Annotated in this window: 24 protein-coding genes and 1 pseudogene; 18 read left to right on the forward strand and 7 right to left on the reverse strand. The window is 61.3% G+C overall.

Features of this window, described 5'->3' with window-relative positions:
- The first annotated feature begins 106 nt into the window (after positions 1-106).
- The 6 genes and pseudogenes from QTA57_RS04460 to dxs all read left to right on the forward strand — a co-directional run bounded on the left by QTA57_RS04460 (position 107) and on the right by dxs (position 5,324).
- Positions 107-625 carry a MarR family winged helix-turn-helix transcriptional regulator gene (locus tag QTA57_RS04460; protein WP_145213435.1) on the forward strand — a complete coding sequence of 173 codons (519 nt, stop codon included), beginning with the start codon at positions 107-109 and terminating at the stop codon, positions 623-625.
- Positions 618-1,331 (forward strand): response regulator, encoded by a 714-nt coding sequence (locus QTA57_RS04465; protein WP_145213436.1) that lies wholly within the window; start codon positions 618-620, stop codon positions 1,329-1,331. The genes QTA57_RS04460 and QTA57_RS04465 overlap by 8 nt, the downstream gene beginning before the upstream one ends.
- A gap of 1 nt (position 1,332) precedes the next feature.
- A complete protein-coding gene (locus tag QTA57_RS04470) occupies positions 1,333-2,268 on the forward strand; it encodes a histone deacetylase family protein (protein WP_290153883.1) in 936 nt (311 codons plus the stop codon).
- On the forward strand, positions 2,265-2,510 hold the full coding sequence (locus QTA57_RS04475) for an exodeoxyribonuclease VII small subunit (protein ID WP_290153885.1): 246 nt from the start codon (positions 2,265-2,267) through the stop codon (positions 2,508-2,510). Before QTA57_RS04470 ends, QTA57_RS04475 begins: the two co-directional genes overlap by 4 nt.
- A 60-nt stretch (positions 2,511-2,570) precedes the next feature.
- Positions 2,571-3,376, forward strand: a pseudogene (locus QTA57_RS04480) (polyprenyl synthetase family protein).
- A 22-nt stretch (positions 3,377-3,398) separates the two neighbouring features.
- Positions 3,399-5,324 carry a 1-deoxy-D-xylulose-5-phosphate synthase gene (gene dxs, locus QTA57_RS04485; protein ID WP_290153887.1) on the forward strand — a complete coding sequence of 642 codons (1,926 nt, stop codon included), beginning with the start codon at positions 3,399-3,401 and terminating at the stop codon, positions 5,322-5,324.
- Here the strand turns inward: dxs and hydA are convergent.
- On the reverse strand, positions 5,321-6,760 hold the full coding sequence (gene hydA / locus QTA57_RS04490; protein WP_290153889.1) for a dihydropyrimidinase: 1,440 nt from the start codon (positions 6,758-6,760) through the stop codon (positions 5,321-5,323). The two genes, dxs and hydA, sit on opposite strands and share 4 nt — an antisense overlap.
- 120 nt (positions 6,761-6,880) lie before the next feature.
- On the opposite strand from hydA, the gene QTA57_RS04495 reads away from it, so the two are divergent.
- The 12 genes from QTA57_RS04495 (at position 6,881) to QTA57_RS04550 (ending at position 18,930) form a co-directional block, all read left to right on the forward strand.
- Positions 6,881-7,531: a GntR family transcriptional regulator gene (locus QTA57_RS04495; protein WP_171559170.1), complete on the forward strand. Its 651-nt coding sequence runs from the start codon at positions 6,881-6,883 to the stop codon at positions 7,529-7,531.
- A gap of 122 nt (positions 7,532-7,653) precedes the next feature.
- Entirely contained in the window at positions 7,654-8,064 is a 411-nt protein-coding gene (locus QTA57_RS04500; protein ID WP_290153891.1) for a VOC family protein, read from the forward strand.
- A 75-nt stretch (positions 8,065-8,139) separates the two neighbouring features.
- Positions 8,140-9,705 (forward strand): ABC transporter substrate-binding protein, encoded by a 1,566-nt coding sequence (locus tag QTA57_RS04505; protein ID WP_171559167.1) that lies wholly within the window; start codon positions 8,140-8,142, stop codon positions 9,703-9,705.
- A gap of 105 nt (positions 9,706-9,810) precedes the next feature.
- Complete coding sequence (locus tag QTA57_RS04510; protein WP_145213457.1) at positions 9,811-10,776, forward strand: ABC transporter permease; 966 nt, start codon at positions 9,811-9,813, stop codon at positions 10,774-10,776.
- A 1-nt stretch (position 10,777) separates the two neighbouring features.
- Positions 10,778-11,653: an ABC transporter permease gene (locus tag QTA57_RS04515; RefSeq protein ID WP_290153892.1), complete on the forward strand. Its 876-nt coding sequence runs from the start codon at positions 10,778-10,780 to the stop codon at positions 11,651-11,653.
- A gap of 2 nt (positions 11,654-11,655) precedes the next feature.
- Positions 11,656-12,651: an ABC transporter ATP-binding protein gene (locus QTA57_RS04520; protein ID WP_290153893.1), complete on the forward strand. Its 996-nt coding sequence runs from the start codon at positions 11,656-11,658 to the stop codon at positions 12,649-12,651.
- Positions 12,648-13,667 (forward strand): ABC transporter ATP-binding protein, encoded by a 1,020-nt coding sequence (locus QTA57_RS04525; RefSeq protein WP_290153894.1) that lies wholly within the window; start codon positions 12,648-12,650, stop codon positions 13,665-13,667. The genes QTA57_RS04520 and QTA57_RS04525 overlap by 4 nt, the downstream gene beginning before the upstream one ends.
- Positions 13,664-15,112: an ABC transporter substrate-binding protein gene (locus tag QTA57_RS04530; protein ID WP_290153895.1), complete on the forward strand. Its 1,449-nt coding sequence runs from the start codon at positions 13,664-13,666 to the stop codon at positions 15,110-15,112. The genes QTA57_RS04525 and QTA57_RS04530 overlap by 4 nt, the downstream gene beginning before the upstream one ends.
- Positions 15,112-16,566 (forward strand): amidohydrolase family protein, encoded by a 1,455-nt coding sequence (locus tag QTA57_RS04535; protein ID WP_290153896.1) that lies wholly within the window; start codon positions 15,112-15,114, stop codon positions 16,564-16,566. The genes QTA57_RS04530 and QTA57_RS04535 overlap by 1 nt, the downstream gene beginning before the upstream one ends.
- Entirely contained in the window at positions 16,563-17,225 is a 663-nt protein-coding gene (locus tag QTA57_RS04540; protein WP_290153897.1) for an aspartate/glutamate racemase family protein, read from the forward strand. Before QTA57_RS04535 ends, QTA57_RS04540 begins: the two co-directional genes overlap by 4 nt.
- A gap of 15 nt (positions 17,226-17,240) precedes the next feature.
- The gene (locus QTA57_RS04545; protein ID WP_330696749.1) at positions 17,241-18,053 is read left to right on the forward strand and encodes a dihydrodipicolinate synthase family protein; all 813 of its coding nucleotides are present in this window, start codon (positions 17,241-17,243) and stop codon (positions 18,051-18,053) included.
- 109 nt (positions 18,054-18,162) lie between these two features.
- On the forward strand, positions 18,163-18,930 hold the full coding sequence (locus tag QTA57_RS04550; RefSeq protein ID WP_290153898.1) for an SDR family oxidoreductase: 768 nt from the start codon (positions 18,163-18,165) through the stop codon (positions 18,928-18,930).
- Here QTA57_RS04550 and QTA57_RS04555 read toward each other — a convergent pair.
- The 6 genes from QTA57_RS04555 to QTA57_RS04580 all read right to left on the reverse strand — a co-directional run bounded on the left by QTA57_RS04555 (position 18,927) and on the right by QTA57_RS04580 (position 25,744).
- Positions 18,927-19,712 carry an ion transporter gene (locus tag QTA57_RS04555; RefSeq protein WP_290153899.1) on the reverse strand — a complete coding sequence of 262 codons (786 nt, stop codon included), beginning with the start codon at positions 19,710-19,712 and terminating at the stop codon, positions 18,927-18,929. The two genes, QTA57_RS04550 and QTA57_RS04555, sit on opposite strands and share 4 nt — an antisense overlap.
- Positions 19,709-20,962, reverse strand: coding sequence for a class I SAM-dependent RNA methyltransferase (locus tag QTA57_RS04560; protein ID WP_290153900.1), 1,254 nt, complete (start codon positions 20,960-20,962; stop codon positions 19,709-19,711). Before QTA57_RS04560 ends, QTA57_RS04555 begins: the two co-directional genes overlap by 4 nt.
- A gap of 4 nt (positions 20,963-20,966) precedes the next feature.
- Positions 20,967-21,389 carry a VOC family protein gene (locus tag QTA57_RS04565; protein WP_290154779.1) on the reverse strand — a complete coding sequence of 141 codons (423 nt, stop codon included), beginning with the start codon at positions 21,387-21,389 and terminating at the stop codon, positions 20,967-20,969.
- Between the two features lie 8 nt (positions 21,390-21,397).
- Entirely contained in the window at positions 21,398-23,260 is a 1,863-nt protein-coding gene (locus tag QTA57_RS04570; RefSeq protein ID WP_290153901.1) for an ABC transporter ATP-binding protein, read from the reverse strand.
- Positions 23,257-25,098 (reverse strand): ABC transporter ATP-binding protein, encoded by a 1,842-nt coding sequence (locus QTA57_RS04575; RefSeq protein ID WP_290153902.1) that lies wholly within the window; start codon positions 25,096-25,098, stop codon positions 23,257-23,259. The genes QTA57_RS04570 and QTA57_RS04575 overlap by 4 nt, the downstream gene beginning before the upstream one ends.
- Positions 25,099-25,159: 61 nt before the next feature.
- On the reverse strand, positions 25,160-25,744 hold the full coding sequence (locus tag QTA57_RS04580; RefSeq protein WP_290153903.1) for a LysE family translocator: 585 nt from the start codon (positions 25,742-25,744) through the stop codon (positions 25,160-25,162).
- Positions 25,745-25,748 lie beyond the last annotated feature (4 nt).

The raw sequence follows: 25,748 nt of genomic DNA on the forward strand, positions 1-25,748 counted from the left end.
TATTGCGCAAAACCGTGCAATCGCTATCAATTGATTCTTGGAAAGTCAACAAGGCTGACATAAACTGTCTCAAAGCCCGAACGGGCGTGACGGAAGGGACGTGACGATGGCAGATCGTGGAACAGCCAATGCGCTGGTCGGCGGCGAAAGCCTGCTGTTTTTAACAGATGAGCAGCTTCGGCGCGGAATCGAGGCGATGTTTTTCGCCTATCGCGGGTTCACGGCCGACCCCGACCGGATTTTGCAGAACTACGCATATGGCCGCGCGCATCACCGGGCGATCCATTTCATCAATCGGACACCGGGCACAACGGTGAACAATCTGCTCGATATTCTGGGCGTCACCAAACAATCGCTGAACCGCGTGTTGCGGGCCCTGGTCGAGGATGGGTTGGTTGAAAGCCGCGTCGGCACGCGCGACAAACGCGAGCGGCATTTGTTCCTGACCGAGGCAGGCACGGCCCTGGAGCGCGAACTTTCAGATGCGCAGCGCAATCGGATGCGCGCCGCCTATCGCGCCGCCGGGCCGGAAGCCGTCGCCGGATTTCGCACTGTGTTGGAGCAGATGATGGACCCGGAGCTACGTCGACACTATCAAATCAAGATGGAGCATCATCATGAATGAAGCCGCCGCCCATCTGCTGATTGTCGATGACGACGAGCGCATTCGCGGCTTGTTGCAGAAATTCCTGATCCGGCATGGTTTTATGACCAGTGTCGCGCGCGATGCCGCCCATGCTCGGCGCCTGCTCTCAGGGTTGGAGTTTGATCTGATCGTGATGGATGTGATGATGCCGGGCGAGGATGGTCTGAGCCTAACCAAAGCGATCCGGGAAACGCTGACGACACCGATTTTATTGCTGACCGCCAAGGGCGAGGCCAGCGATCGGATCACGGGCCTTGAAGCGGGGGCGGACGACTACCTACCGAAACCGTTTGAGCCGAAGGAGTTGCTGCTCCGGATCAACGCGATCTTGCGCCGGGTGCCCGCGATGACAGAGCCGCAAGACGCGCCAAAGGTTCTGAATCTCGGCAGCATTCGCTACGATCTGGAACGCGGTGAGATGTGGCAAGGCCAGGACAGCGTCCGTTTGACCGCGACCGAGGCTGCCTTGATGCGCATCTTCTCGGCCTGTCCGCATGAGCCCGTGAGCCGCGCGCAACTGGTCGAAGACCTTGGCCGGGACAAAGGCGACAGCGCGGGCCAAGCGCAAGAACGCGCCGTCGATGTGCAAATCACCCGGTTGAGACGCAAGATCGAGACCGATCCGAAGCAACCCCGCTATCTGCAGACCGTTCGCGGCGCGGGGTATATGTTGGTACCTGATTGATATGACCACACTTCTTGTCGAAAATCACGCCGGGTTGGCTCATGAAATGCCACCCGGTCACCCGGAGCAGATTGCGCGGCTTGAGTATGTTTTTGAAGCGCTCGCGGCCCCGGAATTTGACGCGCTGACCCGCGCCGAGGCACCATTGGCCGACGAGGCCGATCTGCGCCTCTGCCATCCCGAGAGCCATGTCACGGCAGTGCGCAATGCCATCCCCGATGCCGGTCTCGTGCCGCTTGATGCGGACACGACCGTCTCGCCCGGCTCATGGGAGGCCGCGCTCAAAGGGGTCGGCGGTTGCCTGTTCGCGGTTGATCAAGTGTTGGCTGGCGCGGCGCAAAACGCTTTTGTCGCCACGCGCCCGCCGGGCCACCATGCCGAGGGCACACGCCCAATGGGATTCTGTCTTTTCGGCAATATCGCCATCGCCGCGAAACATGCGTTGGAACGGCATGGCCTCGCCCGTGTGGCAATCGTCGATTTCGATGTGCATCACGGCAATGGCACGCAAGATTTACTCTGGGACGAGCCGCGCGCTTTGTTCATTTCCTCCCATCAGATGCCGCTTTATCCCGGCACCGGTGCACCAAGCGAACGGGGCACCGCCAACAACATCCTGAATCTGCCGCTCGGGCCCGGGAGCGGCAGCGCCGAGATGCGGCAGATCGTGGAAAACCGGATGCTGCCGCGCCTCGAAGCTTTCGCCCCGGAGTTGCTCCTGATCTCCGCCGGGTTTGACGCCCATCGCGCCGACCCGCTGGCCAATTTGAACTGGGACACCGAGGATTTTGCCTGGATCACCCGGCAGCTTTGCGCCTTCGCCAAGACCCATTGCGGCGGTCGCGTGGTCTCGACTTTGGAAGGCGGCTATGATCTGGATGCGCTCGCGGCTTCGGTCGCGACGCATGTGACGGTGCTGATGGAGCAAGGCGAATGAGTGACCCAAAACCGATCGAAGAAATGAGCTTTGAAGAGGCCATTCGCGAGCTGGAAACGGTCGTGAATGCGCTGGATCGGGGCGATGTGCCGTTGGAAGACTCCATCACGCTTTACGAACGCGGCGCCGCTTTGAAAGCCCGCTGCGAGGCCAAGCTGAAAGAGGCCGAGGAAAAGGTCGCCCAGATCACGCTTGATGCGGATGGTCAGGCGACGGGAACCACGCCCACCGAAGGACTGTAAGTGTTTCACACGGCGCTTGGCGATGCCCGAAGCGATATCGGGCACTTCCTGACAGATCAGATGAGCGAGTTCGGCACGGACCCGGTGGCCGAGAGCAATGCGCTATGCGACCCGGGGCGGCAAACGTCTGCGTGGGTTTTTGGCATTGGAAGCGGCGGCGCTTTTCGATGTGCCGCGGGATCAAGCGCTCTATGCCGCCGGGGCCGTTGAATGCCTACATGCTTATAGCCTGGTTCATGACGACCTGCCCTGCATGGATGACGATGACCTACGCCGGGGTCAGCCGACCGTGCACATCAAATGGGATGAAGCCATTGCGGTTCTGGTGGGCGATGCGCTGCAAAGCTTCGCCTTTGAACTGCTGGCCGATCCCAATGCCGGAGCGCCGGATCAACGGATTGAGCTTGTGGCCACGCTGGCCAAGGCGTCCGGCGCGCAAGGTATGGTGCTGGGCCAAGCCCAGGACATCGCCGCCGAGACCGCCGATCAGCCGCTCTCCCTCAACGCAATAACCGAGTTGCAGGGCAATAAGACCGGGGCGTTGATCACCTGGCCCGCCGAGGCTGGCGCCATTCTCGGGCGGGCCGACCCGGCCCCTGCGGCGTTACGCGCAGGCCATCGGCCTTGCCTTCCAGATCGCAGACGACATTTTGGATGTGGAAGGCGATGCCACAAAAGCGGGCAAACGGCTGCAAAAAGACGCCCAGGCCGGGAAAGCAACCTTTGTCTCGCTCCTCGGCGTTGATGGTGCCAAATCGCGTGCAAGTGATCTGATTGCCGATGCGGAAGCTGCGCTCAACCCGTATGGAGAGAGAGCAGAGACCTTGAAGGCGCTGGCGCGGTACATTATCGCCCGCGACATGTAACCCGGACCGGGAGGCCAGCAGAGTGACCAGCCAACCCCATACCCCGCTTTTGGACCGGGTGAAGACGCCTGCCGATTTGACGCCGCTGTCCGACTTGGAACTGCGCCAAGTGGCCGACGAGTTGCGCCAAGAAACCATCTTTTCGGTGAGCAAAACCGGCGGGCATTTGGGCGCGGGCCTGGGCGTTGTGGAACTGACCGTCGCACTGCATGCGGTGTTCGACACGCCGCGCGACCGGCTGATCTGGGATGTGAGCCATCAATGCTACCCTCATAAGATTCTGACGGGGCGGCGGGATCTTATGCTGTCGATCCGCCAAAAAGACGGGCTCAGCGGATTCACAAAACGCTCCGAAAGCCCCTATGACCCGTTTGGCGCCGCGCATTCCTCGACCTCGATCTCGGCGGCGCTTGGCTTCGCAGTGGCGCGCGATTTGGGTGGTGCGCCAGAGCATGGGTTGGGCGATGCAATTGCCGTGATCGGCGATGGCGCCCTGTCGGCAGGCATGGCCTATGAGGCGATGAACAACGCCGGTCATATGGGCAAGCGCCTTATTGTGATCTTGAACGATAATGAAATGAGCATCGCGCCGCCAACCGGCGCAATGTCCTCTTACCTTTCGCGTCTCTATGCCGGAGCACCCTTCCAGGAGTTGAAAGCCGCCGCGAAAGGCGCGGTGTCGCTGCTGCCAGAGCCGTTCCAAGAGGGAGCCCGCCGCGCGAAGGAGTTGCTGAAGTCCGCGACAATTGGCGGAACCTTGTTCGAAGAGTTGGGCTTTTCCTATGTCGGGCCAATTGATGGCCACGATATGGAACAGCTTCTTGCGGTTTTGCGCACGGTCAAAGCGCGCGCCGATGGCCCGATCCTGATCCATGCGATCACGACCAAGGGCAAGGGCTATGTCCATGCCGAAAGCAAACCCGACGGAGGCCATGCGACGGCAAAATTCGATGTGGTGACTGGCGAGCAAAAGAAAGCCCCGTCAAACGCGCCGTCTTACACCAAGGTCTTTGCGCAATCGCTGATCCGCGAGGCAGAAGATGATCCAACGGTCACGGCCGTCACAGCGGCAATGCCGGATGGCACGGGCTTGAACCTCTTCGCCGAGCGCTTTCCAACCCGGTGTTTCGACGTTGGTATCGCTGAGCAACACGCCGTGACCTTCTCAGCGGGGATGGCGGCGGGCGGGTTGAAACCGTTCTGCGCGCTCTACTCCACCTTCCTGCAGCGGGGCTATGACCAGGTCGTCCATGACGTCGCGATCCAACGTTTGCCGGTGCGCTTTGCAATCGACCGTGCCGGTCTCGTTGGGGCGGACGGTGCGACTCATGCGGGCAGTTTTGACATCGCCTATCTGGCGAATTTGCCCGGGTTTGTCGTCATGGCCGCCGCCGATGAGGCGGAACTGGTCCATATGGTCGCCACCGCGACCGCGATTGACGACACGCCATCCGCCTTCCGGTTTCCACGCGGTGAAGGCGTGGGCGTTGAGATGCCCGAGCGCGGTACGGTCTTGGAGATCGGCAAAGGCCGGATGATCGCCGAAGGCAACCGCGTTGCGATCCTGTCGTTCGGGACGCGATTGAAAGAGGTGCAAGACGCCGCCGAAGCGCTGACCGTGAAGGGCATCACGCCCACCATCGCCGATGCGCGATTTGCCAAGCCGCTCGACGAAGAGTTGATCCTGCAACTCGCCCGCCATCATGAAGCGCTAATCACCATCGAAGAGGGCGCAATCGGCGGGTTCGGGTCGCATGTGGCGCAGCTTCTGGCCGAAAACGGGGTCTTCGATACCGGGCTCAAATACCGCTCCATGGTGTTGCCGGATATCTTCATCGACCAAGCCAGCCCGCACGACATGTACGCGGTCGCGGCAATGAATGCCGAGGATATCGAGGCGAAAGTGCTGACGACACTCGGTGTCGAGGTGATCGGCAAACGCGCCTAAGACGGCAGGTCCGCAGGTGGATTTGGCTGCGGCTTCATATGCCGGCTGATCTCCATCGGCAGGCGCCGCCCGCGCCCCGGTTGCCCGAGCAGTTTACCATGATCGACGACGATCTCACCGCGCGACAATACCGTCTCTGGCCAGCCGGTAACGGTGCGCCCGGCATAAGGATTGTAGCCCGTATTATCGTGCAGATCGTCGGCGCCAAAGGTGACGGTCTTATCCGGGTCCCAGAGCACGATATCCGCATCCGCACCAGGCGCGATCCGGCCTTTGCCGGGCAATCCGTAAATCTCTGCGGGGTTGGTTGAAGTGATTTCAACAAAGCGTTCCGGCCCAATCCGACCCTTGCTCACCATTGCATCAAACATAAGCGGCAGACGGGTTTCCAGGCCGGGCATCCCATTGGCGATCTTTGGAAAGGGCGCATCCACGCCATGGGCGAATTTGCCGGTTTCATCCAAGCGATACGGCGCGTGGTCGGATGAGACGACTTGCAAATCACCTTGCTCCAACGCTTGCCACAGCGCCTCTTGATCCGAGGCCGCGCGCTGCGGCGGGCTGCACATCAGACCGGCGGCGTCATTGCCGGGCAGGTTCAGTTGATCGGCGGTCATGAAGAGATAATGCGGGCAGGTTTCCGCCAAGATCGGCGCACCCCGCGCGCGGGCCGCACGGACAATCTCCGCCCCTTCGGCGCAGGAGATGTGGAACAGCATCACCGGCTGCCCGGTAAACTCGGCAAAGATGCACATCCGGTTCAGCGCTTCGATCTCTGCGGCACGCGGATGGGATACCGGGTGGAACCGTGAGCCAGTTTGACCCGCCTCAACCAAGCGCCGCACCATCCACCGGATCAGGCCATCGTTTTCGGAGTGGATGTTGACCAAGCCGCCATGCGCCCGCGCACACCAAAGCACATCAAGGATGTCCTCATCACCCATCCGCACCTTGTCATAAACCGTGAACAGCTTAATCGAGCGATGGCCTTGCGACAGCAGCGCCGGCAAATCCTCGGTGAGGTTGCCGCCTGACAGGTCGGACACGATGATATGGAACGCATGATCGCCAATCGCGCCTTTGGCAGCGAGCGCTTGATAGTCGGCCACGACCTTCGAAAGCTTCTGCCCCGGATGTTGCGCCGCGAAAGAGATCGTCGTCGTCGTGCCCCCCATCAACGCCGATCGCATCGCCGTCTCAAACGTGTCGGCATTCATCAGCCCGGCACCGGAGAGTTGCTCAATATGGCAATGACTGTCGACGCCGCCTGGCATCACGAGCCGCCCGGAAGCATCGATCTCAGCCGCCGCTGATCCAAGCCCTTCTCCAATCGCGACAATCTTCCCATCCTGGATCGCAACATCGGACCGTTCCGACCCTTCGGCCGTGACCACTGTTCCGCCACGAATAATCATGTCATGAGATTGCATTGTCATATCTGTGACCTGCTGAGAGTTGCCCCGTTCGGTACACTTACGGTATACACAGAGACAGGATTGAGGCAAGTTACGACGGCAGTAGACCGTTGGCCTATCGTTTGGGGAGTTGAGAGGGTTATGACGATTGTCCAGGCGCAAACCCTCAGCGCGTCAGTTCATGATCGGCTGAAGGGCATGATCCTAAGCGGTGAATTGCCCGCCGGAACGCGGCTGCAGGAGAAGGCCTTTGCCGAACGGTTGGGTGTGTCGCGCACTCCTGTGCGCGAGGCGATTGCGCGGCTGGTCAGCGAGGGGCTGGTCAGCCGGGTCAACGGCGGCGCGCCGACCGTCAGCAAAATCTCGATCACCGATATTATGGAATTGCTGCATGTGCGGCGCTTGCTCGAATGCGAAGCCGCGCGGCAAGCCGCCAGTGTCACCGGCCCGGCGGAACCTTTCGTGACCCTTAGAAAACGGGTCTCTGACTTCCTCGGCCCCAATCGGCCAACGCCTGCGGAACATGCCGCGCTTGATGATGAATTGCATGGCCTCATCGCAAAACGCGCGGGTTCTGCCTTGCTCAATGAGCTGATTGTTGGGCTGAAACTCAAGACCCGGATGTTTGACAATGGTTCGATCCCCGAACGCTTCGAGCCCGGCTGTCTTGAGCATATCGAGATCATCGACGCGATTCTGGCGCAGGACCCGGACCGGGCCGATACGGCCATGCGCCTCCATCTGGAAAATGTCCGGACGGCAATCCTGGCGCATGTAAACCGTCTATTCTGACGGCACTCCTGCCTCTTTCCTAAGCAAATCACCCTGAGTTCCGGGCCTGAGCTTCGTCTCCGTTGACACGATATACTTTTGGTATACCGTCGGTATGGAATCAGCCTTGGGAGCGGCCTGACGTGAGCAATCCAAATACCGAGACAGACAAGATCGCCCGTCCCGAGGGCGAGACCGAACTGGCGATCACCTTTCTCTATTACCGCGACCTGCCCCAAGCGATGGCGTTTTATGAGGAGGTTTTGGGCCTGGATCTGGCCATCGATCAGGGCTGGTCGAAAATCTATCGCATCGCCGGTCAGGCCCATGTTGGTTTGGTTGATGAAACCCGCGGGATGCAGCGCGCCTCGGAACAAAAACCGGTGCAGGTCTGCCTGCGCGTCGCGGATGTCGATGCTTGGTACGCTTGGGTCCAGGCCAATGGCGTGGCCGGGCTGACCAAGATGTTCGAAAGCACCGAACTGGGCATCCGTGCCTTCGCCTTCAACGACCCCGAGGGATACCAGATTGAGATTCAATCGGTGCTGGGCTGAGCCCCGCGCACCGCAATCACATAAGGGCGGCAAACGTCCGTTCGGCAGAGCGCCACCAACAAGGAGACATGTGACATGACCAAACCCTTAACCTCCAGCCTCCGGGGCCTTTTGGCCACCGCCGCGATGGCCCTAGCCCTGCCCGGCATCGCGGCCGCGCAAGATCAGACCCTGACCGTGGGCTTGACCGCCGATGCCGTACATCTCGATCCGCAAGCCGGTGAAGAGCTGTCGAGCAACATCATGTTCTATCACATCTATGACCCGCTGGTGCGTCGGGATGCGAACCTGCAATTCGGGCCCGGCTTGGCCGAAAGCTGGGAACTGGTTGATGACACAACCTGGCGCTTCACGCTCCGCGAAGGCGTGACCTTCCACAATGGCGAGCCCTTCACCTCCGATGATGTGGTCTTCACCTTCGACCGGCTGAAAGACTCGCTGATGTCGAACCTGGCGAAGAATATCGACACCTATTCAGCAATCGACGATCAGACCATCGAAATCGTGACCTATCAGCCCTACGCGGCCCTGCCGAACGATCTGGCAGCGATCCTGATCCTGAACCGGGACCATGCAGAAGCCGTGGGCGAGGACGAGATGGAGCAGCAGCCCATCGGCACCGGCCCCTATCAACTCAATGAGTGGATTCGTGAAGACCGGATCGTTCTGGACGCGTTCCAGGAGTATTACGCAGGCCCCGCGGAGATTGATCAGGTCATCTTCCGCCCCCTGACGAACCCGGCCACGCGGACCGCCGCGCTTCTGACCGGCGAGTTGGATATTGTGCAGGATTTGTCGGTGCGCGATGTGGAGCGCGTGGCCTCCGAAGATGGGTTCGAGGTTGTGACCCGGCCCAGCCTTCTGAACCTGGTTCTGGCGCTGGATGTGCGGCCTCAGTCGCCGACCATCGATATGGACACCAACCCGATGACCGACCGCCGCGTGCGCGAAGCCATTGCGCGGGCGATTGATGTGGAAACCATCCGCACGGTGATCATGAATGGGCTGTCGACCCCGTCTGAGCAATATGTGCCGTCTTCCCATGTGGGTTACGTGGAGGGCGCAAGCTTCCGCGATCTGTATCCGTTCGATCTCGACGCCGCCCGCGCGTTGATGGCCGAGGCCGGGTATGCCGATGGCTTCACCATGACGCTGGACGCGACCAACAACCGCTATGTGAACGATGCGCAGATCGCGCAGGCCCTCGCCTCAATGCTGTCGCAAATCGGAATCACGCTTGAGTTGAACCTGATGCCACGGGCCAATTTCTTCGGCTATATCCGGGTGCCGTCTGAGCAATCGAGCTTCATCATGTCCGGTTGGGATGTGCCCTCGGGCGACGCCGGGTCGATGTATGCCAGCATGTTCTACAGCCCCGGCACGCGCGAAGGCTATGCGCAGGTGAACCGCGGCCATTACTCGAACCCTGAAGTGGACCGGCTGATCGATCTGGCGGATTCCACACCGCGGGTTGAGGAGCGCGACGCCCATCTTCAGCAGGTCACGGAGATTCTGCTGCAAGATATCCCGATGATCCCGGTTCACTACGAGCAGGACATCTATGGCGCCCGTGACGGGATCGAGTTTGAACCCCGGACCGACAAGTTCCTCTGGGCCTACGATATCCGGATCACTGAGTGACTCTCCCCCGGGGGCGGTGCCGCGTTTGGGGCCGCCCCACCCCTTCTCCAATCCCCGACGATCTGAGTTAACGGATGGCTTCGGCCACCGCAGTAAGGACCCGGCATGTTCGCCTATACCGTCAAACGCCTGATCCAAATGGTGGTCGTGCTCTGGGCCGTCTCGATCATCGTTTTCCTGATGATGAGCTTCACCGGTGATCCGGTTTTCATGGTGATCCCGATTGACTCGTCCGAAGCCGAGATTGAGCAGGCCCGCCGAATCTTGGGCCTCGACCGATCTTTGCCGGAGCAATACATCATCTTCCTCGGCAATCTGCTTCAAGGCGATTTCGGCACGTCCTACGTGTTCCGCCAGCCCGCGATTGACCTGATCCTCGAACGCCTGCCGGCCACGCTGGAAATCGTCGTTGTCGCCATGGTCATCGCGACCACGATTGCAATCCCACTTGGCGTTTATGCCGGTGCCAACCCCGGCAAGCCACTTAGCCGGCTGATCATGTCCGGCTCGCTTCTCGGCATCTCGCTGCCCGGCTTCTGGGTCGGCATGATGTTGATCTATTTCCTGGCCGTCGAATGGCGGATTTTCCCGTCTTCCGGGCGGGGCGACACGGTGGAGGTGTTCGGCGTACCGACCTCGCTTCTGACAGCGGATGGATGGAGCCACGTGCTGCTCCCCGCGATCACCCTCTCAGTCGGCACACTCGCGATCCTGCTCCGCATCACCCGCGCGGGCATGATGGAAGTCACGCGGCAGGACTACATGAAATTCGCCCGGGCCAAGGGTGTGTCGCGCCGAGGTGTCCTTTACGGCCACGGGCTGCGTAACGGGTTAATTCCGGTGGTCACGATTTTCGGCCTGCAACTGGGGGACTTGATCGCGTTTGCCACCATTACTGAGACGATTTTCGGCTGGCCTGGCATGGGCAAGCTCCTGGTCGACTCGATCTATCGCGCCGACCGGCCCGTGATCGTGGTCTACCTGATGCTGGTCGCGCTGATCTTTGTGGTCATCAATTTCCTGATCGACATCCTCTATACGATGATCGATCCGCGCATCACGGTGAAATGACATGATGCAAGCCTTTCTCGCCTCGCAATTCTTCTTCAACTGGCGCCGCAATCTTTCGGCGATCTTCGGCAGCGCGATCATTGCGATCTTTATCGTGATCGTCGCTTTTGGCCCGCTGATGGTGACGCAGAACCCCTATGACCTGACGCAGCTCAACTTGCTCGACAGCTATAAGCCGCCCGCTTGGTTGCCCGGCGGTGACCCGCAATATTGGCTCGGCACCGATGGGCAGGGCCGTGATGTCTTGGCCTCCATCATCTATGGTACGCGGGTCTCTGCCCTGATCGGCATCGCCGCGATGCTCTGTTCTTGCCTGATCGGCACGACGCTTGGCCTGCTGGCCGGGTTCTATGGCGGGCGGCTGGACGCGATCATCATGCGGATCGCGGATTTGCAGCTCTCCTTCCCGTCGATGTTGATCGCGCTGTTTCTGATGTCGGCGGTTGGCACAGGGATCGACAAAGTGCTGATTGCGCTGACTGCTGTGGGCTGGGTTGTCTATGCCCGTACCGTGCGCGGCTCGACCCTTGGGGAGATCGAGAAGGAGTATGTCCAAGCCGCCCGGGTCGCGGGACTGACCAATGGCAAGATCATTCGCCGGCATGTCCTGCCGAACGTCCTCACCCCGCTGATCGTGATCGCCACGGTGCAGGTCGGCACTTTCATCCTGATCGAGGCCTCGCTCAGCTTCCTCGGTGTCGGCGTGCCGATCACCCAACCCTCGCTTGGTCTCTTGATCAAAAACGGGTTCGACGTGCTCTTTTCCGGCCTGTGGTGGACCTCCGTCTTCCCCGGGTTGATGATCATGGCGATGGTCTTTGGCATCAACCTGTTCGGAGATTTCCTCCGCGACGAGCTTAACCCGAGGTTGAAATGAGCATGGACGGCCACACTCCAGAGACACTTTTGTCGGTGCGCGATCTGCGAACCTGGTTTCACACGTTCTCCGGCGTGGTGAAAGCCGTGAACGGTGTGAGCTTCGACTTGGCCCAGGGCGAGATCATGGGGCTTGTGGGGGAATCCGGCGGCGGCAAATCCGTCGTCGGCTTCTCGATCCTCGGCCTGATCGACCCGCCGGGGCAGATCGAAGGCGGCGAAATTCGGCTGGCCGGTGAGAACATCGCGCAAGCGCCCGAAGACCGGATGCGGAAGATCAGGGGCAAGGAGATCGCGATGATCTTCCAAGACCCGATGACCTCTCTGAACCCGGTCCACACGATCGGGAAGCAGATGGACGAAATGCTGCGCCTTCATACCGATCTGGACGAGGCCGGGCGCAAGACACGCTGTATCGAGATGCTGGAGAGCGTCGGGATTTCGCAGGCCGAGGATCGGCTGCGCGCCTATCCGCATCAGTTCTCGGGCGGGATGCGGCAGCGTGTGGTGATCGCCATCGCGATGCTGGCGCATCCGAAACTGATCATCGCGGATGAGCCCACCACGGCGCTCGACGTCACGATCCAATCGCAAATCCTGAAGTTGATGAAACGTCAGGTGGCCGAGCATGGGGCATCGATGATCTTGATCACCCATGATCTCGCGGTGGTCTCGGAAGTCGTCGACAAAATCACCGTGCTCTATTGTGGGCAGGTCGTGGAACGCGGCGATGTGCGCGATGTGATCTCCAACCCGTCGCATCCCTATACCCGGGGTCTGATCGACTCGATCCCCAATCCTGACGACCGGCAGGCCCGGCTGAGGCAAATCCCCGGCACCGTCCCTGACATTCGCAACCTGCCGAAAGGCTGCAATTTCCGCGATCGCTGCCCGCGCGCGCAAGCGCGCTGCGCCGAGGAGGAACCGAAACTGAACCATACCCGCGACAGCCTTTATTCGGCCTGCCATTTCCCCGTCGCGGCAGGAGAAAGCGCATGAGTGCGATGCTGGATGTCGAAGGGCTGGAACAGCGGTTCCATCTGAACCCCGGCTTCTTGGATCGCTTGAGTTTCGAAGGCGGTCGGCCTCGGCTGAAAGACCTTGTGGTCCATGCGGTCAATGGCGTCAGTTTCTCGATTGCCAAGGGCGAGGTTCTGGCGCTGGTCGGTGAATCCGGCTGTGGAAAATCCACCGTCGCCAAGACCATCGCGCGGATTTATGAACCCTCGGCAGGGCGTATTAGGGTCGAAGGCGAGGATATCTCCGAATATGGCCACGCCGATCTTCTGCCGGTGCGGGCCAAGATGCAGATGATCTTCCAAGACCCGTTTGCCTCCCTGAACCCGCGCCAAAAGGTGCGCGATATCGTGGCCGAGCCGCTGTTGCAGCAGGTGGGCGAAGAGGCCCGTGCGGAGGTTGCGGACAAGACCGAGGCGCTTTTGGCGCGGGTGGGCTTGAACGCCGAACATGCGGGCCGGTATCCGCATCAGTTCTCCGGTGGTCAGCGGCAACGGATCGGGATCGCCCGCGCGCTCTCGGTCAACCCGGGCTTGATCGTGGCCGATGAACCCGTCTCAGCGCTCGACGTGTCGATCCAGGCGCAGATTCTCAATCTGATGATGGATCTGCGCGACGAATTCGGCCTGTCCTACCTTTTCATCAGCCACGACTTATCGGTCGTGCATCACATCGCCGACCGGATCGGGGTGATGTATCTGGGCTTCATGGTGGAAACCGCGCCGCGCGACACGCTGTTTGCGATGCCGCGCCACCCCTATACGCGCGCGCTGCTCTCAGCGGCACCGAGCATCCAGCCAAACCGCAAAAGCGATGAGATCGAGCTGACCGGCGAGGTGCCGAGCGCGCTGTCCCTCCCATCAGGTTGCTGTTTCCGCACCCGCTGCCCCTTCGCCTGGGATCGGTGCGCAAAGGAACGCCCGGCTTTGCAAGATGTCGGCGGCGGGCAGAGCGTGGCCTGCCATCTCCTCGATGAGCCAGAAAGAGACACCTTATGAGCCGCCCGTTGATCATCGCGCAGCCACGTTTGCCGCTGCGGGACCCGCATGATTGCACCGATGCCAATGATGAACTGGCGATCTATGAGGCCGTCTTTGACACGCTTGTCCGGCGCAACGCCAATGGATTTGTGCCGCGCCTCGCCGAGCGTTGGACGGTCTCCGCCGACGCGAAAACCTGGGTCTTTCATCTGCGCCCCGATGTCAGATTCCAAGATGGCAGCCCGTGTGATGCCCAGGCGGTCTGTCTCTCGCTGGCCCGGATGGCCCGCGCCGATAAGGGCTATACGCTCGGCTCGCCGGGTGTTTGGTGGCAATATCTGGGCGGCGCGGAGATCATCGCTGTTGATGATCTGACGGTTTCGATTGCGCTTGCCGAGCCGATGGCTGATCTGCTGGATGTGCTGGTGCAAGGCTACATCGCGGCACCGTCCAGCTTGGCCGATCTGGATGCCGGGATCACCACCAGACCTGTCGGCACCGGCCCCTATCGTGTGGTCTCCGCCACGGAAACGGAGCTGCAGCTCTCCGTCGTGCCGGGGCATTTCGACGGCGATCCGGTGCATGAGACGGTCACAATGCGTCTGGTTCCCGATGCGGCCGACCGTCTGACGGCTCTCACGAGCAGGGCCGCCGGGGTGGCCACTTCCCTTGACTATCATGCCAGTCAGACCCTGACGGCGCCTGGCCATACCCGTGTCGAAACCGTGCTACCAGTGGCCATCATCTATCTGCTGAATGCCGCCAATGGGCCTTTGGCCGATCCGCGCCTGCGCCGCGCGCTGAACTTGGCGCTTGATCGAGATGTCTTGATCGAAACGGTGGTTGGCGGCGCTGCCGAGCCACTTTTGGGCTTTGTCAGCCCGATGCATTTTGGCGCTGGCGAGGGGGCCGCCCTGCCGCAAGATTTGAACGCCGCGCGCGCCTTGGTCGGCGAGGCCGGGTATGCGGATGGATTGACCCTATCGCTCGATTGCCCAACCCGTCTTCCCGATGAAGCAGAATGTCTGACTGCGGCGCTTGGCGATCAACTGGCACGGATCGGCATCACCTTAGATGTCCACTTGCATCATGAGCGCGAAGACTATGCCCATATGGTGCGCCGCAAGGAGATTGGCGATCTTTGCGTGTTCGACTCCAGCCCGCTTTCCACCTTCCGTGTGCTCTATGAAAAGATCGACGCGCGCGTCAAAGGCGCGTGGTGGCAAGGCTATCACAATGCGACGGTCGAAGCGTTGATCGACCAGGCACGGGAAACGCCGGATGACCCCAAACGCGCGGCGCTGTTCCAAGCCGCTTATACCGAGATGCAAAAAGACCCACCCTGGCTGACTCTTTACAACCCGATCCGGGTGACGGGCTTACTTGGCAATCACCCCGGTTTCACGATGCCCGTTGATGGCGTCTTGAACATCGCCACGCTGCCGAAGATCGGAGACACGTGATGGCCGATCTTTTGATCACCGGGGCCACAATCATCACCGTGGACCAAGACCGCCGGGTGATTTCCGATGGCGCGCTGGCGGTCACCGATGGCCGGATTGCCGCCATTGGCCCCCGGGCAGAGATCGAGGCGACGCATGACGCCCCAGAGGTCATCGACGCGACCAGCAAGGTCATGCTCCCCGGATTGATCGACGTGCATGCCCATGCCGGCCACGGGCTGATCAAGAACATGGGTATGGACCAGGGCGATGTCTGGGAAGAGATCTGCGGCGAGGTCTATACAACCGGCTCGACGCCTGGGTTTTGGTACGCCGAGGCGCGGCTGGCGGCACTGGAACGCCTCCGCTTTGGCGTGACCTGTGGTGTGTCTCTACTCGGCGGCGGCGACACGATTATGCGCAGCGATAGTCCAGATTATGCCTCCGCACATATGGAAGGCGTGGCCGAAATCGGCACCCGCGACGTCATGGCGATCGGCCCAACGCGCGCGCCGCATCCGCGCACCTACGCCACCTGGACGCCGAATGGCCGGGCTGAGCATCACCCTGTCTCCTTCGAACAACAGCTGGCCACCTGCCAAGAGGTTCTGAGCCGCTGGCATGGCGCCAATGATGGGCGCCTGTCGGTCGCGTTGCTCTATCCCGTTCTGCGCGACGAGCATGAGCGCAATATGTCGCCCGGTGACTATGAGACCGCTTGCGGCGAGGCGCAGATCGTCCGCGCCATGTCGCGGGCATCGGGGGTGATCTTCACCCAAGACGGCCATTGGCGCGGCTCGGTCCGGCGGGCGCAAGACCTCGGGCTTCTGGGGCCGGATGCGTTGCTCTCTCACGCGATAGACCTACACGAGGATGAAATCGCGCTTTGCGCCGAGACCGAGACGCGGATTGCCCATAACCCCTCAGCGCTTGCCTCCGTCATGGGCCGTTGCCCCGCCGTGGAGTTGATGGAGGCTGGTGTGACGGTTGCTCTCGGCTCGGACGCCACCGCGCCGGACCGGTCGGGCGATATGTTCCGGCATATGCAACAAGCGATGCACTATCACCGCCGCCATTTCCAAGACACTGGCATCCTGCCCCCGGGCAAGACGCTGGAGATGGCGACGATTGACGGCGCTAAGGCGCTTGGGATGGAGGCCGAGATCGGCTCGCTCGAGGTTGGGAAAAAGGCAGACGCCATCCTGATCGATATGCAGCGCCCGCATCTTTACCCGCTGAATATGGAGCCCTTCCGTGTGATCTATTTCGCCAATGGCAATGATGTGGATACGGTATTGGTCGATGGAGAGGTGCTTTTGCGGGACGGCGCGCCCACAAAAGTCGACATGGGGCGCGTCTTAACGGATGCACAACGGGAGGCTGATGCAATGATCGATCGGATCGGGGCCCGCGATATGCTGGGCATCCCCAAAGGGTTCTGGGGCCAAACCCGCTATGACGGAGGTGGCGCGTGACCATCCACATCATCAACCCCAATAGCAGCCAGGCCGTGACCGATGGCATTGACGACGCGATGGCGCCCCTGCGCGCGGCAAGCCCTGTGCCGATTGTCGCCAGTCAGTTAGACGGCACCCCCGCCGGGATCGAGACGCAAGCCGATGTGGATGGTGTGGTCGCACCGCTTTTGGCGCGTGCCGCCGCGCTAGAAGAGGATGCGTCGGCCTTTGTCATCGCCTGTTTCTCCGATCCCGGCATGGCGGCGCTGCGCGAGCAAAGCCGCAAACCGGTGCTGGGTATCGCCGAAAGCGCCGTTCTGACCGCGATGACGCTTGGGCAGCGCTTTGGCATTCTGTCGATTCTGCCAACCTCAATCCCGCGCCATATGCGGTTTTTGGGGGCCATGGGCGTGATGGACCGGCTGGCCGGAGATCTGCCGCTCAATCTCGGCGTTGCCGAGCTGCAAGACGATGCCCGCACTTTTGCCCGGCAACAGGAGGTCGGCCGCGTGCTGCGCGATCAGCACGGCGCCGATGTTCTGATCCTGGGCTGCGCGGGTATGACGGCCTATCGCCGCCGCTTGTCACAAGCCATCGGCTTGCCCGTTGTCGAACCCTGCCAAGCCGCCGCCGCAATGGCCATTGGCCGTGTCGCCCTGGCCGCGACGGATACGTAAAGAAGGACATCTGCCATGACCCACCTGACCGAAGACGCGCGCGGCGTCTATGTGATCGCCGTCACGCCGTTTCTGCCCGATGGCAGCTTGGATTTGGACAGCACCGACCGGATGGTGGATTTCTACCTAAAGGCGGGCGCAACCGGCCTAACCGTCCTGGGCATGATGGGCGAGGCGCCCAAGCTCACGGTTGAGGAGTCTCGCCTGGTCGTCCGGCGCATTCTGGCGCGGGTCGCCGGGCAGGTGCCGGTGGTGGTTGGTGTCTCCTCCCCAGGTTTCGCGCAGATGCAGACCTTGAGCGCGATGGTCATGGATGACGGGGCCGCCGGGGTGATGATCGCCCCGCCCAGCAGTTTGAAAACCGATGATCAGATTGTCGGATATTATCACCAGGCGGCGGATTTCATCGGCGAGACCCCCTTTGTCCTACAGGATTTCCCACTGGTCACCGGCGTGCATATGCCCGTCACAGTCATCAAGCGGATCGTCGATGAGCTGCCGACTTGCGTTTGTCTGAAACATGAAGACTGGCCAGGGCTTGAGAAGATCTCGGCGCTGCGGGCCGAGGGGACGCTGTCCCGCCGCATTTCCATTCTCTGTGGCAATGGCGGGATGTTCCTCCCCGAGGAAATGGCCCGCGGAGCGGATGGCGCGATGACGGGATTTGGCTACCCCGAGATGATGATTGATGTCGTGCGGCATCACGAGGCCGGAAACCCGGATCGGGGGCAAGATATCTTCGACGCTTACCTACCGCTGGCGCGCTATGAGCAGCAACCCGGCGCGGGCCTCGCGGTGCGGAAATATGTGCTGGCGAAACGGGGGTGATTGCGCATCCGACGCTGCGCCGCCCCGGAGCCGCGCTGAGCGATGCGGCGCGGGCCGAGGTAGATCGGTTGATCGAAAGACAAGAAAAACGCTTGAAGGAGATTGGGTGATGGAGCTTGGGATAACGGGCAAACGGGCTTTGGTTTTGGGCGCGAGCCGGGGTCTTGGCCGCGCAATTGCCGAAGGTTTGGCCGCCGAAGGGGCGCAGGTCTTTGCCGCGGCGCGCAGCACCGACAAGATTGCCGATTGGTCCGCCGACATGCCCAATGTCACACCGATGGCGCTCGACCTGACCGATCATGCCAGCATCAGCGCCTTGGCCGAGACCCTTCTGGCAGATGGAGGTGTCGACATCCTGGTCACCAATTCCGGCGGCCCTGCTCCCGGTCCTGCCGCGACCACCGAACGCGCCGCTTGGATTACGCAATTCGAGGCGATGGCGGCCAATATCTTTGATCTCTCGGCGCAGCTCCTCCCCGGGATGCGAGAGCGCGGTTGGGGCCGGATCATCTGCATCACCTCTTCGGGCGTCGAACAACCGATCCCCAATCTGGCCCTGTCGAACGGCATCCGCTCTGCGGTCGTGGGTTGGGCCAAAACGCTGGCTTCGGAGGTTGCGTCGGACGGCGTAACCGTGAATGTCGTTCTACCTGGCCGCATTCATACGGACCGTGTGGATGAACTGGACGCCGCCGCCGCAAAGCGCACAGGCAAACCGGTGGACGAGGTTAAAACCGCCTCAGCGGCGAGCATCCCGATGGGCCGCTATGGCAAGCCGTCGGAATTCGCCGATATGGTGGTGTTTCTCGCCTCCGAACGGGCCTCCTACGTCACGGGAAGCCGGGTGCGGATCGATGGCGGATCCATCCGCTCCTAATCGGGGCGGCTGCGCTCACGCTCCTGAAGGCGGGCCTCAATGGCTTCGAGTCGGGCCAATACCTCGTCGCGATAGGCATCTGTCGCGGCGTTGGTTTCCTCCGCATGGGCGTCTTGCATTGAGTTGACGATCAGACCGACCAGCAGGTTCACGACCGCGAAGGTCGTCATCATGATGAACGGCACGAAGAACACCCAAGCGTATTGGTAAACCTCCAACACCGGCCGTACGATTCCCATCGACCAGCTTTCCAGCGTCATAATCTGGAACAGTGAATAGAGCGAACGGCCAAGCGTGCCGAACCATTCGGGGAAGGAGGCGCCGAAAAGCTTCGTCGCCATCACCGCGCCGATATAGAAGATGATCGCCATCAGAAGGAACACACTGCCCATACCGGGCAGGGCCGTCACAAACCCCTCGACCACCCGACGCAGGCGCGGCGCAACTGAAATCACGCGCAGCACCCGCAAGATGCGAAGCGCCCGAAGCACCGACAGGCCTTGCGTGACCGGAAGCAGCGCAATCCCCACGATCGCGAAGTCAAAGATGTTCCAGCCAGATCGGAAGAAGGCCAGTCGATGGGCGATGAGTTTCAGGATGATCTCAACGACAAAAATACCCAGACAGATTCGATCAAGGGTCAAGATCAGTGGCCCGGCCATCCCCATCAGGGTGGGTGACGTCTCCATCCCCAACAGGATCGCGTTGAAAATGATCACGCCGATGATCCCGAACCGCACCTGCGGCGTGTCCAACCAATCCGCCAATTTTGCCCGTGTCATGCTCGCCTCTTCGTGGGTTCCGGCTCGATATGGGGCAGTGTTAGGCTGGCGGCAAGCTCCACATGCGGGCTCCAGCGGAACTGATCGACCACTTGCACCCAATTCAGGCGATAGCCGGCATCGGTTAACAATTTTGCATCGCGCGCAAATGTCACCGGGTTGCAGGATACCATCGCGATGCGCGGCACCTGTGCTCTGGCAATTTCGGCCACCTGCGCCTCGGCGCCTGCGCGGGGTGGGTCGATCACCACCGCATCAAATCGCGCCAGCTCATCGGGCAAAAGCGGGCGGCGGAACAGGTCCCGTGTCTCGGTCGTGACCTGTTTCAAACCTGTCGCGTGGCGCAGCCCATGATCCAGCGCCGCGATCATGTCCGCCTCCCCTTCCACCGCATGGACCGCAGCGTTCGCCGCCAATGGCAGGGAGAATGTGCCGCAACCAGCAAAAAGATCGGCGATGTTATTGGCTTGCCCAACCGCATCTTTGATCGCGGCGCATAGGGCCGCCTCGCCATCCTCCGTCGCTTGCAGGAATGCGCCGGGCGGTGGCGTCACATGCGCGGCGCCAAAGCGCTGGCTTGGGGCGGAAACCGTAAAGACCGTCTCATGGTCCCAGCTCAACCGTGCAAATCGATCGGTGTATTTCGGCAATCCCATACGCAGGGCTTCATCAAGCGGCTTCCCACCGGCGACGGCGCAATCAATCCCGACGTCGGACCGGGTCAGCGTGAAACTCAATGTGGCGCTGCGGGAGCCGCCAAGCCGGGTGATCTCTTCCAGGGTCGGAAGAACCTGCATCAGATCTGGATGGAGGATTAAACAGTCTCTAATCGGCACGATAGTATCAGATCGACGGGCATGAAATCCGACCAAAGCGCCCTTCTTGGTGCGGGTCCCGGCCAGCGTGGCGCGGCGGCGGGTGCGCGGCGGCGACGTGTGGATCGGGCGCATCTCAGCGGTCAAACCGTGCGCCGCCAGCGCGCTTGTCACAACCTCTTGCTTCCAATACGCGACCAACCCATCCGACGCATGTTGCAAAGAACAACCGCCGCAGCTTCGGTAATGGTGGCAAGGCGCACTGACCCGATCAGAGGAAGGCGTCACGATCCGCACATCGTCCAACCGGTCGCCCTGCAACTGGCCCGACACCGTCTCGCCCGGCAAGGCCATCGGCACAAAGATCGGCCCCGCTGCGACGCCGTCCCCCTTGTGACCGAGACGGTCGATTGTGGTTTCGAAAGGACCGGTCATGTCGTCACGCGCTCGAAATAGCCGGGCTGAACGCATAGCCCTCGGGGCTGAGGATCGTCGCCTCCCGCAATCCGTGAGGTTTGTCGGCCACCGGCTCCAGAACCATGTAGCCCGCCGCCTCGGCCCGCGCGACGGCTGCATCTGGATCCATATCAAACAGATAGAGTTGCAAACCGCCTCCCCGCGGCGGGCTTTCCGGTACAACCCCCAGAAGCGGGTGCGCGCCATAGGTGCCATCCGCGTGGATCTGCATCATCATGTCGCCGTGCCGCAAGATCGCAAAATCATCGGAGAGGCGATGCACGCTCAGGCCAAACACCTCGACCATCATCGCGGCCAAGGCGCGCACATCCTGGCTCAGCAGGTTGACACCAATGCCGGACAGGCTGCGCCCAAAAACCTCGGCGGGAACCGTCTCCAGGTCCATCTCGTCGCTCATTCCGCGGCTTCTTTCACGCCAATGAACCCGCCCGATTGCCGGTTCCAATAGCGCGCATAAAGCCCTTCCTGCGCCAGCAGGTCAACGTGACTGCCTTCTTCGACAATCCGACCCTGATCCATCACAACGATCCGATCCATCCGCGCGATAGTCGAAAGCCGGTGGGCAATCGCAATCACGGTTTTGCCCTCCATCACATCGGCCAAAGCCGTCTGGATCGCGGCCTCGACTTCACTGTCGAGGGCGCTTGTCGCCTCGTCCAGAACCAAAACTGGGGCGTCCTTCAAAAACGCGCGGGCCAGGGCAATCCGCTGACGTTGTCCACCAGAAAGTTTCACGCCGCGTTCACCAAGATGCGCATCATAGCCTTTGCGGCCCGTGTGGTCTTCTAGATCCTTGATGAAGTCATCGGCTTCCGCCCGTCGCGCGGCGGCCAGCATCTCTTCCTCCGACGCACCGGGGCGACCATAAAGGATGTTGTCCCGAGCGGAGCGGTTGAACATCGCGGTTTCCTGCGTGACCATCCCGATCTGCCGTCTGAGGCTTTCCTGGGTCAGTTCCCGCACATCACACGCATCCAGAAAAATGCGACCCTTCTCCGCATCATAGAGCCTGAGCAGCAAGGCAACCAAGGTCGACTTCCCGGCCCCCGAGGCGCCGACGATGCCGAGTTTCTCGCCCGGCTCGACCACCAGCGACAGGTCCTCGATGCCACCCAACTCGCGCCCATAGGCGAAGCTTACAGCCTCAAAAGTGATCTTGCCTTTCGCACGCTCCAACTCCAACGCGCTCTCGTCATCGATCAGGGTATGCGGCGGCGTCAATGTCCGCATCCCATCCTCGATCTCGCCGACATTTGCGTAAATGCCCATCAGCGTGAAGCTGACCCAGCCGGTCATCTGCGCGATCCGCATCGCGATGGCGCCGGTCGCCACGATATCGCCCGGGCTGGCGACCCCCTGACGCCAAAGCAGAACCGCCCCGAGGATCAAGACCACCGGCAGAAGCCCGGCCACCGTCATCAGCGCGAAACGGAACCCGGTGGACAGATAGCCAAACTCGAGCGAGCGATCCCGCAGGACCTCCATCGCGCCAATCGCCGCGCTATCCTCATGCCGGATGTGACCGAACAGCTTGACCGTCTTGATATTGGTGATCGTATCGACAACCTGCCCCGTGACCATCGCCCGCGCCCCGGCCCGGGCGGCGGACCGTTTGCGGATGCGTGGCAAAAACCAGCCGATCATCCAGAAATAGAGACCAAGCCAAGCCAAAAGCGCCAAAGCGATCCGCCAATCAATGACCGCAAGCATCAAAACCGACCCGATCATCGAGGCCAGCGCGAACGCGATCGCGTTGATCACCTCGCCCACCACATTGGTCAGCGCTTGGGCGGTCTGCATCTGCTTCTGGGCAATCCGGCCGGCGAAATCATTGTCGAAAAAGCTGACCGCATGACCAAGCGACCAACGATGCAACCGGCTTTGCACCAACGGGTAGATGTTGGGCGGTAGAACGATGCCGTTAAACGCCGCGCTGGCGCCAAAAATCATGGGGCGCAGTAGGAGGAAGAACGCCACGAAGCCCAGGATCAGACCCCAGTTCTCGGCGAAATAGGTCAGCGGCGCGGCACTTTCGACTGCGCTATCAACGATCATGCCAAGCAGCAGGGCGCTGAACACCTCCAGCGTCCCGGCCAGTGCCGAGGCCAGCGTGGCGAGCAAGATCACCGGCCATGACCCAGCAAGGCACCACCGGAAGAATGCCCAAAGCGTCTGCGGCGGCGGTGTTTCGGCCGGTTTGAACCCGTCAATCAGGTCACCCAACCAGGCCAGAACCGGTTGCAGCCGCGCAATCATTCCGCCGCCTCGGTGCCGATAAAGCCGCCCGATTGCCGCGCCCAAAACCCGGCATAAAGCCCATTTTGAGCCAGAAGCTCCGCATGGCTGCCTTCTTCGGCAATCCGGCCATTATCCAACACCAAAATCCGGTCCATCTTGGCGATGGTGGAGAGGCGGTGCGCGATGGCGATTACGGTTTTGCCCTCCATCACGCCGTAAAGCGTGTCTTGGATCGCGGCCTCGACCTCGCTGTCGAGCGCGCTGGTGGCCTCATCGAGGATCAGGATCGGCGCGTCTTTCAAAATCACCCGCGCCAGGGCGACCCGTTGACGTTGCCCGCCGGAGAGTTTCACGCCCCGCTCGCCCACCTGCGCGTCATAGCCCAGGCGACCTTCCGGGTCGGCGAGATCAAGAATGAACTCATGCGCCTCAGCCCGGTTCGCCGCTGCGATCACCTCCGCCTCGCTGGCCTCGGGCCGCCCGTAGAGGATGTTCTCCCGTACGGACCGATGCAAAAGTGAGCTGTCTTGCTGGACCATGCCGATGACCTGGCGCAGGCTGTCTTGCGTCACCGCCGAAATGTCCTGGCCATCAATCAGAATCTGCCCCTTCTCGGCGTCATAAAACCGCAAGAGAAGCTTCACGAGAGTCGATTTCCCCGCGCCCGAGCGCCCGATCAAGCCGATCTTTTCCCCCGGCTGAATGCGCAGCGACACATCCTGCAACCCGCCGCTCTCGCGCCCGTAGTGATGGGTCAACCCACGCAACTCAATCGCGCCCCTTTCTAGGACGAGATTTTTGGCATCGGGCTTATCGACCAGGGTGATCGGTTGCGCGATGGTTTCCATCCCTTCGGCCACGATCCCGAGGGAGCGGAAAAACGTGCTGAGCGCCCACATGATCCAGCCGGTCATCGCATTCAGCCGCAGCGTGAGCGCGGTGGCCGCAGCGACAACCCCGACCGAAGCCGCACCTTGCGCCCAGAGCCAAACGGCCCAACCGACAACCCCAACGATCAAGAACCCATTCAACGCGGTCAGCGCCACATCCATCGTGGTAAAAATCCGCATCTCACGAGCGAACGTCTGGCGAGTGTGTTCAATCGCCTCTTTGGCGTAGTCCAACTCGCTGTCGTGATGCGCGAAGAGCTTCACCGAATGGATATTGGTGTAGCTATCGACAACGCGGCCCGTGGTCATCGACCGCGCGTCCGAACTGGCTTTTGACGCAGGCCCAACCCGCTGCATCGTCCAACGCACCAGAAGGGCATAGAGCCCTAGCCAGATGATCAGCGGCAGGGCAAGACGTGGGTCCGCCTCGGCCAGAAGGATCGCCGCACCGATCAAGTACGCGACCGCGAAGGTCAGAGCATCGAATACCTGAAAAATTGCGTCGCCAGCGGCGGGTGGCGTCTGCATGATCCGGTTTGCGATCCGACCCGCGAAATCATTCTCAAACCAACCAACCGATTGACGCAAAACATGTTTATGCGCGCGCCAGCGGATCAACGTGCCGAAATTCGGCAAGATACCGTTGTTTAGAAGCGCAACATCGAGACCTTGCAGCGCCGGGCGCAGGATCAAAATGAAGCCCGCGACCAGGAGAAGCTCGGTGCCATATTGCTCCAATACACTCGCAGGCTCACCCGACGACAAGAGATCGACCACCCGACCCATATAATAGATCAACGCGACCTCAACGATGGCCACGAGCAAAGACATGGCGGCGGTGAATGCGAAGAGCCGTTTGAACGGTTGCGAATATTCCCACAAGAACGGCCATAACCGCGTCGGCGGCGTATCTCGCTCGGGATACGCCTTGTAGGGATCGACCAGATTTTCAAAAAAACGGAACATGGGACTCTGGCCGAATAAGCGGCGCGGTTTACGGGGTGAGACTCGGGATATAACCCCGGGATTACAGAAAAACCATGACAGCCGACGCGGCGAGCCCGGTTGCCATGACCCTTGCGAAAATCCGCCAAGCGCCGGGCGTGTTAAGAAGAAGGGCCAAAGCGGTGCCAGCGGCACTCCAAAACAGGCACACAAAAAAGTTCGTCCCGGAAAAGGCCAGAGCCAAACGCTGCGCTTCGTCCCACGGTGTCAAGCCGATGCCATAGCCCGCTGCAGCCGCCAGGGCCACCGCCCAGACCTTTGGGTTCACCCACTGAAACAGAACCGCCTCAACAAAGGTAAAGGGCCGATCCCGCGCCTGACGCGCCTCCGGCGCATTGGCGGATTGCCAGAGGGTCCAGCCCATCCACAGGATCCAGGTCGCGGCCGCAAGTTTCAACGTCAGAACCAAGCCGGGTCGCGCCTCCAAGGCCGCCCCGATCCCAAGCCCTGTCAGCCCGGCCGTCACACCGACCCCAACCACGACGCCCGCCACATGCGGTAGTGTCGCGCGCATGCCAAACCGCGCGCCCGAGGCTGTCAGCAAGATGACGTTCGGTCCTGGTGAGAAGAGGCCGACAAACACGAAGGCATAGAGCGGGTCGAGCACGCGG

Origin of the sequence: Fontisubflavum oceani, from assembly GCF_030407165.1 — a bacterium.
Classification (GTDB): domain Bacteria; phylum Pseudomonadota; class Alphaproteobacteria; order Rhodobacterales; family Rhodobacteraceae; genus Rhodophyticola; species Rhodophyticola oceani.

Excerpts from the sequence above, each read along its gene's own strand:
- QTA57_RS04460 (WP_145213435.1), top strand. The coding sequence starts at position 107 with ATGGCAGATCGTGGAACAGCCAATGCGCTGGTCGGCGGCGAAAGCCTG.
- QTA57_RS04465 (WP_145213436.1), top strand. The coding sequence starts at position 618 with ATGAATGAAGCCGCCGCCCATCTGCTGATTGTCGATGACGACGAGCGC.
- QTA57_RS04470 (WP_290153883.1), top strand. The coding sequence starts at position 1,333 with ATGACCACACTTCTTGTCGAAAATCACGCCGGGTTGGCTCATGAAATG.
- QTA57_RS04475 (WP_290153885.1), top strand. The coding sequence starts at position 2,265 with ATGAGTGACCCAAAACCGATCGAAGAAATGAGCTTTGAAGAGGCCATT.
- hydA (WP_290153889.1), bottom strand. The coding sequence starts at position 6,760 with ATGACAATGCAATCTCATGACATGATTATTCGTGGCGGAACAGTGGTC.
- QTA57_RS04495 (WP_171559170.1), top strand. The coding sequence starts at position 6,881 with ATGACGATTGTCCAGGCGCAAACCCTCAGCGCGTCAGTTCATGATCGG.
- QTA57_RS04505 (WP_171559167.1), top strand. The coding sequence starts at position 8,140 with ATGACCAAACCCTTAACCTCCAGCCTCCGGGGCCTTTTGGCCACCGCC.
- QTA57_RS04510 (WP_145213457.1), top strand. The coding sequence starts at position 9,811 with ATGTTCGCCTATACCGTCAAACGCCTGATCCAAATGGTGGTCGTGCTC.
- QTA57_RS04515 (WP_290153892.1), top strand. The coding sequence starts at position 10,778 with ATGATGCAAGCCTTTCTCGCCTCGCAATTCTTCTTCAACTGGCGCCGC.
- QTA57_RS04520 (WP_290153893.1), top strand. The coding sequence starts at position 11,656 with ATGGACGGCCACACTCCAGAGACACTTTTGTCGGTGCGCGATCTGCGA.
- QTA57_RS04525 (WP_290153894.1), top strand. The coding sequence starts at position 12,648 with ATGAGTGCGATGCTGGATGTCGAAGGGCTGGAACAGCGGTTCCATCTG.
- QTA57_RS04530 (WP_290153895.1), top strand. The coding sequence starts at position 13,664 with ATGAGCCGCCCGTTGATCATCGCGCAGCCACGTTTGCCGCTGCGGGAC.
- QTA57_RS04535 (WP_290153896.1), top strand. The coding sequence starts at position 15,112 with ATGGCCGATCTTTTGATCACCGGGGCCACAATCATCACCGTGGACCAA.
- QTA57_RS04545 (WP_330696749.1), top strand. The coding sequence starts at position 17,241 with ATGACCCACCTGACCGAAGACGCGCGCGGCGTCTATGTGATCGCCGTC.
- QTA57_RS04550 (WP_290153898.1), top strand. The coding sequence starts at position 18,163 with ATGGAGCTTGGGATAACGGGCAAACGGGCTTTGGTTTTGGGCGCGAGC.
- QTA57_RS04555 (WP_290153899.1), bottom strand. The coding sequence starts at position 19,712 with ATGACACGGGCAAAATTGGCGGATTGGTTGGACACGCCGCAGGTGCGG.
- QTA57_RS04560 (WP_290153900.1), bottom strand. The coding sequence starts at position 20,962 with ATGACCGGTCCTTTCGAAACCACAATCGACCGTCTCGGTCACAAGGGG.
- QTA57_RS04565 (WP_290154779.1), bottom strand. The coding sequence starts at position 21,389 with ATGGACCTGGAGACGGTTCCCGCCGAGGTTTTTGGGCGCAGCCTGTCC.
- QTA57_RS04570 (WP_290153901.1), bottom strand. The coding sequence starts at position 23,260 with ATGATTGCGCGGCTGCAACCGGTTCTGGCCTGGTTGGGTGACCTGATT.
- QTA57_RS04575 (WP_290153902.1), bottom strand. The coding sequence starts at position 25,098 with ATGTTCCGTTTTTTTGAAAATCTGGTCGATCCCTACAAGGCGTATCCC.